A 7,171-nucleotide genomic window follows, 5' to 3' on the forward strand; every position below is an offset into this window, starting at 1 on the left:
AACGCGCCGGAGCGGCAGCCGTCAGGCTGCCGCTCCGGGTGTCGTCGATGCGGGGTGGATCAGGTGAACTGGACGATGTTGTTGAAGAGCCACTTGTCGACAACCCGGTAGGTGGTGGCGCCGGCCGACACCGGCTCAGCCACCTTCGCCATCGCGTACGCGCGGCAACCGTTGCGGCCCGAGGTGGCGGTGTCGCACTCGACGCGCCACTTGCGGCCGTCCGCGGCCGTCCACTGACCGGTGTACCCCACGGTGCCGTTACCGCCCACCGGGTTGCCCTTCCACAACGCACGCGGCGACGGCTTGTACGTCAGGTTGTTGAACGCCCACCCGTCGAGCCGGTTGAACGTGCCCGCCTGGTAGAGGATCTGGGTGGCCCAGATCTCCGTGCGGCACCGCTCCGTGGCCGAGTACGCCTCACAGGACGTCTTCCACTTGCGGCCGTTGAGGTCCCACGTGCCGGGGGTGGTGTAGACGTTGAACAGCTTGCTGTCCATGGCGAGCTGCCAGTCCATGAACTGTTGCGGCGTGCCGACAGGGGTGAGGCCGGTCTCGGCGTGGGTGACGTTGACCACCCGCATCTCGTAGCGACCGGAGACCAGCCCGACGGGGAGCTGGCCGCGGAGCTTCGTGATGCCGGCGCCGGCGCCCTGGACTGGCCCGTTGACGTCGAGCGGGACCCACTTCGTGCCCTGCTTGAGCTGCACGCTGTAGCGCCCCGAGCTCGACGCGTTGTACAGCAGGCGCGTGAACGCACCGTCCTTCGTGGGGGCTGCCTCGAAGCCGCGGTCGCGGGGCCGCTTGCTCACCAGGGAGACGCGGTCCATTCCTGCGTACCGGTCTGCCGAGTTGAGCACCATTCCCCGTACGGGCCGCCAGTCGCTGGGCTGCACCGCGATCGTCGCCTGGGAGGTGTACTCGCCAGGCAGCGCGCGCGTCTTGAGGCTGGCCCGCACGACGCCGACGGTGTCGGTCGCCTTGACCTTCTTGGGGGTGACCATGACCGGGTCCGAGAGGGGGGCGAACATCACCCGGTTGTCGGCGTCGCGCACCTCGTAGACGATCGCGCTCAGCGAGACGGTCACGTTGGGGACGCCGCGCACCGAAACGTGCAGCGTGACGCCCTCCTCCGGGCTGGTGGTGAGGAATTGGGAGTCCACCGCGATGGAGCAGGTGGAGCCGTCGGTGGGGACGCCTCCGCACAGCTTGATGGTCTCCTCCCCCGCCGTCGCCTGCGCTGCTGGGGAGCTGAAAGCGAGACCAGTCACGGCCAGGGCCGCGGCGATGACCGCTCCCAGCCAGGCTTTCATGGACTTCATGGGCATCCTGGTGCCAGTGAGCCTGCCCGCCCCGTGGAGCACTGCGCCCCCCAAGGCCAGCACCGCAGCTGCTGCGGCGCTGAGAAACTTCTTCACCATGGATCTTCCCTCTCGTTAGCGGATCCGAGGGCATTCTGTCTGGGTCCGGGGTCACCTGGGGCGCCCTGTCCAGACTGTCCACAGGCCGACGCCCGGCTTTCGCCGTTTCACCCTCTAGGCTTCTTCGCATGACCAATCAGATCGCCGAACAGCACTCCGCTCTCGCCGGCAAGCTCGCCGCCATTGCGGCCAACGTCACCGACTGGGACGCACCCACCCCCGTGCAGGAATGGCGCGCCCGCGACGTGCTGGCCCACCTCATGGGCTGGCTCCCCGGCATGCTCAACGGCGCCGGAGTGGAACTGCCCACCGTGGAGGTCGGGGACGACGTGCTCGCCGCATGGTGGAAGCACACCGCCAACGTGCAGAACCTCGTGGAGGACGACGAGCAGGTGGCCCGCATCATCGACGTCGGCCAGGGCGACCAGACGCTCGGCCAGGTGCTCGAGCAGTTCTACCTCGCAGACCTGTTCATGCACCGCTGGGACCTGGCGAAGGCCTCCGGCCAGGACGCCGAATGGGAGCCCGAGGTGGCCGCCGGGATGGTCGAGGGCATGGCGCCCATCGCCGAGGCGCTGGGCGCTTCGGGCGAGTTCGGCACCCCCGTCGTGCTGGACGAGTCACACACTCCTGAGGAGCGTCTCGCGGCGCTGATCGGGCGCGATCCGAACTGGGCTCCCATCGTTCACTGAGCCCGCGGCGGGCCAGGGTTCTTTTGGAGTGCGGACCTATCGGGTGAAGTCACCCGATAGGTCCGCACTCCATTTCACTGGGTCTCGACGGCCGGACAGGCGGGGCACCGCTGCATCTGCTCTGACCAACCGCCGCGACGCAGGAGGGTCGCCACCTGGGTTGCCGCTCCACAAGGCTCGTCATTGGTGTTGTGCCAGCCGTAACGGAGCGTGCGGCTGTCGTCGTCCACGATGTTGGCGTTGTCGCGGCGCATGTCGCGGGACCAGTTGCCGTGGTCACGCTTACCGTCCAGTTCGAGGATGAGGCCGTATTCCTCGTACCTGCCGTCGACGCGGCCCGCCTCGCGCTGGACCTGCCTGTCAGGCAGCGGCAGTCCGTGGGCCTGCAGCACCTTCCGGTGGAACTGCCACTCGAGGGCCGACTCGATGCCCCTCCCAGCGGCCGTCGACAATTCCTCCAGCACAGCCCTGTGCCGGACGGCCCTCCGCTTCCCCACCGTCGCCAGGACGCGCCCCGGTGTCGTCTTCTTCTGCGCGAAGGCACGAGCCACGGCCGAGACGGCCTCGTTCTCGTCTGCTTCGTCAGCGATGTCCAGCAGCGTCTCTTCGACGCTGGTGCGCCGCGGGGTGAGACGCCCGCGACGGCTGGACCTCCGGAACCGCACGCTCCACTCGCCGACGGCGAACCCCAGGTGCTCGCGCGGCGCCCAGATGGTCACGTCCGAGGGCTCGTCGCGGACCACGCCGTGCAGGAATCCGGCCGCCCGGCCACCGACCGCCGCGTCAGCGCCGCCCCGGAGAACGCCCGCCCAGGCCGCGCCGAGGAACGACGGCGGGTCGAGCAGGTACAGACCTTGGGCGACGCGGTGCCAGTCTCGCGCCATGCGCGAGATCACATCCTGGCTGAGCCCTCCGTCGGTCAGTTGCGCGGTGGTGAGTACGCCCGATTGGTCGTCAGCGAGGCGCCGGAGGGGTGGGGGGAGAGACTGTCGGGGTCGCATACGCCCACCTTGAGCGCGCCGTCGGAGCAACGGCCAGTGTTTCGAGCGAACGGACAACACCGGACCGGGAACGGACAACACCTCAGCGTCCTCAGACAACACCGCTCACCGAGACAGACCCTCATCAAGTGCAGCCAGCCACCGGTGGATCCGCTCCACCTGGTACCCGCCGCCGCCCTCGTGGCCGTTGAAGGGGTACACCTCGATGGATTTGTCGCCCGCGTAGTGGTGGTAGGCGGCGTACACCGTCGACGGCGGGGTGATCTGGTCCATCAGCGCCACCGAGAACAGCCCAGGCGACTCCGCCCGCGCGGCCATCGACATCATGTCGAAGTACGACAGCGTGCGCATCACCTGCTCGGCCCGCTGCGGGTAGGCCGCCAGGTAGTCGGCGACCTCCTTGTACGGGTAGGCGTCGGTCAGCCCGATGGCCCGGCGGAAGTGCGACATGAACGGCACGTCGGCCGCGCACCCGGCGATCCGCACGCCCCGGTGCCGAGCCAACCCGGCCACCGCCAGCGCCATGGCGCCGCCCTGGCTGCCGCCGGTGATGAACAACCGGTCGGCATCCACCCGCTCGTGGCCGGCGGCGGCCTCGGCCAACCGCACGGCGTCGACGAACAGGCGACGGTAGTAGTAGCCCTCCGGATCCAGGACGCCGGCGGTCATGAAGCCGGGCACGCTGCCCGACGTCCGCAGCCCCGGGTCCTCGCTGCCCGGCTTGGGGCTGCCGTTGCGCCATCCCTGACCGCGCGCGTCGATCACGAACTGCGCGTACCCTCCGACGGCGAAGTGGATGTTCTCGAACGGCATGCCGCGGCCCATGGAGTACCCGGTGTACTGCACGACGGCGGGCAGCGGCCCCTCGATGCCCCGGGGCAGCGCGAGCCACCCGTAGACCCGGTGGCCGTCGAAGCCGAGCCAACTCACCTCGAACGCGTCCAGTACAGCGAGGTGCGTCTCGACGGGTTCGCAGGTGAAGTCGAGCGGGCCGGAGCCGTGCTCCTCGAACGTGCGGGCCCAGAACTGGTCGAAATCGGCAGGCTCGTCGAGTTCAGGCGCGTAGGTGGCCAGCTCGGCGGGAGTGAGGTCGAAGAATGCCATGGGATCAGCCTAGGGAGATCGACGGGACCAGGACACGACCCTCGCCCACTTCGCGCACCGCGCCTGTGAGGGTGAAGGCGCCGACGAGCGGCGTGTCCTCGCTGCTCGCACCCACCTTGACCTCCATGGCGCCGGGCTCGACGATGCGGGTCTTGGCCAGCCCCGTGAAGCTCATCAGATCCGCGTGCAGGCCGAACGTGACCGTCCGCGACTCCCCCGCCTCCAGCGGGACCTTCGCATAGGCGACCAACTGCTTCAGCGGGCGCACCACCTGGCCGGTGCGGTCCGAGAGGTACACCTGGACGACCTCGGCGCCCGCCCTGTCGCCGGTGTTGGCGACGGTGGCGGTGACAGTGAGCTCGCCGTCGACGGGCACCTCGCTGGCGGAGAGCTGGAGATCGGAGATCTCGAAGGACGTGTAGGAGCTGCCGTGGCCGAACGGGAACAGCGGCCGCGGGTCCAGGTTGGACACGCCGTCGGAGAACCAGCCCAGCGGGGGCGCGATGTAGGTGCCGGGCTGGCCACCCGGATGGTTCGGGATGCCGACGGGCAGCTTGCCGGTGGGATTCACGCGGCCGGACAGCACCCCCGCCATCGCCATGCCGCCCTCGGCGCCGGGCATGAAGGCCTGGACGATGGCGGCCGCCCGGTCCGCGAACGCGCCGAGCGAGTAGGGGCGACCCGAGACCACCAGCAGCACCGTCGGGGTGCCGGTGGCGAGGACGGCCTCGACGAGGTCGGCCTGGGCGCCGGGGAGGCGGAGGTCGACGGCGTCGCAGCCCTCGCCGGAGGTGCCGTGGCCGAACATGCCGGCCTTGTCGCCGACGGCCACGACGGCGACCTCGGCGTTCCTGGCGGCCTCCACCGCGGCGGCGATCCCGGAGGTGTCGGGCTCGAGGATGGGCACGCCCCGCTCGACGGCGACCTCAGCCCCGCGAACTCCGCGCGCACGGCGTCGGCCAACGACAGCATGTCCAGTCCCATCTCCATGTCGGGATGGCGCTGCATGACGTGGTTCGGGAAGGAGTAGCAGCCGAGGAAGGTCAGCGCGTCGTCGGCGGTGGGGCCGACCAACGCGATGCTCTTCGCCTGGAGCGGCAGCAGGTTCTGGTCGTTGGCGAGCAGCACGATGGATTCTTCCGCCACGCGGCGGGCGATGTCGCGGTTGCGCCGGCTGTCGAGGTCGACGGCAGCGCCGGCCGTGGCCGGGTCCCAGCCCTCGTCGAGCAGACCCAGCTGGATCTTCTGGCGCAACACGCGGCGGGCGGCCTGGCGGATGTCCGATTCGGTGAGGATGCCGCGCTCGACGGCTTCCTCGAGGTGCCCGAACGCGCCGGTCTCGGGCAGTTCCACGTCCATGCCCGCGTGCAGGCTGAGCGCGCCGGCCTCGGTCAGGTCGTCGACGACGCGGTGCATCGCCTGGAGGAAGCTCACGGACCAGTAGTCGGACACGACGGTGCCCTCGAAGCCCCAGCGTTCGCGCAGCACGTGCGTCAGCAGGTGGCGGCTGGCGGCGGCGGGCACCCCGTCGAGGTCCGAGTAGGAGTTCATCACGCTGGCCACCTTGCCCTCGCGGACCGCCATCTCGAACGGGGGCAGCAGGATGTCCTCGATCTCACGCGTGCCGATGCTGACCGGCGCGTGGTTGCGGCCGGCGCGGGAGGCGGAGTAGCCCACGAAGTGCTTGAGCGTGGCGAGGACGCCCGCGCCCTGCAAACCCTTCACGTAGGCGGTGCCGACGGTGCCCACCAGCATGGGGTCTTCGCCGATGGTCTCCTCGACGCGGCCCCAGCGGTAGTCGCGCACCACGTCGAGCAGCGGCGACAGGCCCTGGTGGACCCCGAGCGCGGCCATGTCCTGCCCGATGGCCGAGGCCATCTCCTCGATGAGCGCCGGGTCGAACGTCGCGCCCCATGCGATGGCCGCGGGGTAGACGGTGGCGCGCCACGCGGTGAGCCCGGTCAGGCACTCCTCGTGCGCGATGGCGGGGATGTCGAAGCGGGAGTGCTCGACGACCCGGCTCTGGAAGCTGGCCAGGTTCCCCACCCCCTCCTCCACTGAGACGGGCGCGCTGCCGAACACGCGGGTGAGGTGGCCCAAGCCGTCGCGGCTGACCTCCTCGAACTCGCCGCTCGACATCACAGACTCCATGGGGGCGACCTCGCCGCCGCCCTCCGCGCGCTCCTTCGGCCGGGGCCAGAAGGCGCCGAGCTGGCCGGCCATCTCGGCGAGCGTCATCTCGTCGAGCAGGGCGTCCACCCTCTCGTCAAGGGGGTGTTCGGTGTTTGCCCAGGGGTTCATGTGGTGCTCCATCGTCATCGAGTGAGTGAGTCGGTTACGAAAACGTTACCGAAAACGTTTGACATCGTGCACTTAGCCTCGATCGTTCATGGCGGAGTGAGCGACGCGTGCTGCAGATAGGCCGGAGTGCCTTCTGACTACGGGATACTTGGACATGCGACTGTTCAAAACCCCTGAAGCGGAAGGCACTCCGTAGGTGAAGCGTACTTCGTGGTCCACCGGTATGTCCGTGACCGGCGATGGCGGCGCGGTGATCGCCCACGCCGGCAGCATCGGGCTGAGGATGCTGGCCGAGAACACCGGCCTGACCGGAGCCCTGTCGACGGCGATGGCCCGGCGTTCGTTCATCCCCTCTGTGCATGACCGTGGCCAGGTACTGACCGATGTCGCGGTGCTACTCGCCGACGGCGGCGAGGCGATCTCCGACATCGACGTCCTGCGCCACCAGAGGCAGATCTTGGGGCCGGTTGCGTCTGCTCCGACGGTGTGGCGTGCGTTGGATGAGGTCACCGACGCCAGGCGGAGGAAGATCGCCACGGCCCGGGCCCGGGTCCGGCGCCACGTGTGGTCCCAGCTGACAGCTACTGGCGGGGTTCTGGCTTCGAAGGTCGCCGGGACCGATCTGGGTGAGACGGTCGTGTTGGATGTCGATGCC

At 69.5% G+C, this 7,171-nt stretch carries 6 protein-coding genes and 1 pseudogene; 2 read left to right on the forward strand and 5 right to left on the reverse strand.

Annotated elements, in window-relative coordinates; translation table 11 throughout:
- Positions 1–59: 59 nt before the first annotated feature.
- On the reverse strand, positions 60–1,418 hold the full coding sequence (locus tag ABEA30_RS01665) for a hypothetical protein (protein WP_345578015.1): 1,359 nt from the start codon (positions 1,416–1,418) through the stop codon (positions 60–62).
- A 128-nt stretch (positions 1,419–1,546) separates the two neighbouring features.
- Here ABEA30_RS01665 and ABEA30_RS01670 point away from each other — a divergent pair, with 128 nt between their 5' ends.
- Positions 1,547–2,110, forward strand: a complete 564-nt coding sequence (locus ABEA30_RS01670) for a DinB family protein (protein WP_182762487.1) — start codon at positions 1,547–1,549, stop codon at positions 2,108–2,110.
- Positions 2,111–2,184: 74 nt separating this feature from the next.
- Here ABEA30_RS01670 and ABEA30_RS01675 read toward each other — a convergent pair whose 3' ends face one another.
- From ABEA30_RS01675 to ABEA30_RS01690, 4 genes and pseudogenes are all read right to left on the reverse strand, one after another.
- Positions 2,185–2,994, reverse strand: a complete 810-nt coding sequence (locus ABEA30_RS01675; protein WP_345578022.1) for a hypothetical protein — start codon at positions 2,992–2,994, stop codon at positions 2,185–2,187.
- 222 nt (positions 2,995–3,216) lie between these two features.
- Positions 3,217–4,215: an acetylxylan esterase gene (locus ABEA30_RS01680; RefSeq protein ID WP_345578025.1), complete on the reverse strand. Its 999-nt coding sequence runs from the start codon at positions 4,213–4,215 to the stop codon at positions 3,217–3,219.
- 4 nt (positions 4,216–4,219) lie between these two features.
- Positions 4,220–5,122, reverse strand: a complete 903-nt coding sequence (locus ABEA30_RS01685; protein WP_345578028.1) for a glycoside hydrolase family 3 C-terminal domain-containing protein — start codon at positions 5,120–5,122, stop codon at positions 4,220–4,222.
- Between the two features lie 401 nt (positions 5,123–5,523).
- Positions 5,524–6,534, reverse strand: a pseudogene (locus ABEA30_RS01690) (glycoside hydrolase family 3 protein); the annotation flags it as partial.
- A gap of 178 nt (positions 6,535–6,712) precedes the next feature.
- On the opposite strand from ABEA30_RS01690, the gene ABEA30_RS01695 reads away from it, so the two are divergent.
- A partial coding sequence (locus ABEA30_RS01695) for a transposase (RefSeq protein ID WP_345578031.1) occupies positions 6,713–7,171 on the forward strand: 459 nt, incomplete at its 3' end.

The organism is Tessaracoccus lubricantis, from assembly GCF_039544535.1.
GTDB classification, from domain to species: Bacteria; Actinomycetota; Actinomycetes; order Propionibacteriales; family Propionibacteriaceae; genus Arachnia; species Arachnia lubricantis.

Excerpts from the sequence above, each read along its gene's own strand:
- ABEA30_RS01680 (WP_345578025.1), bottom strand. The coding sequence starts at position 4,215 with ATGGCATTCTTCGACCTCACTCCCGCCGAGCTGGCCACCTACGCGCCT.
- ABEA30_RS01675 (WP_345578022.1), bottom strand. The coding sequence starts at position 2,994 with ATGGCGCGAGACTGGCACCGCGTCGCCCAAGGTCTGTACCTGCTCGAC.
- ABEA30_RS01665 (WP_345578015.1), bottom strand. The coding sequence starts at position 1,418 with ATGGTGAAGAAGTTTCTCAGCGCCGCAGCAGCTGCGGTGCTGGCCTTG.
- ABEA30_RS01670 (WP_182762487.1), top strand. The coding sequence starts at position 1,547 with ATGACCAATCAGATCGCCGAACAGCACTCCGCTCTCGCCGGCAAGCTC.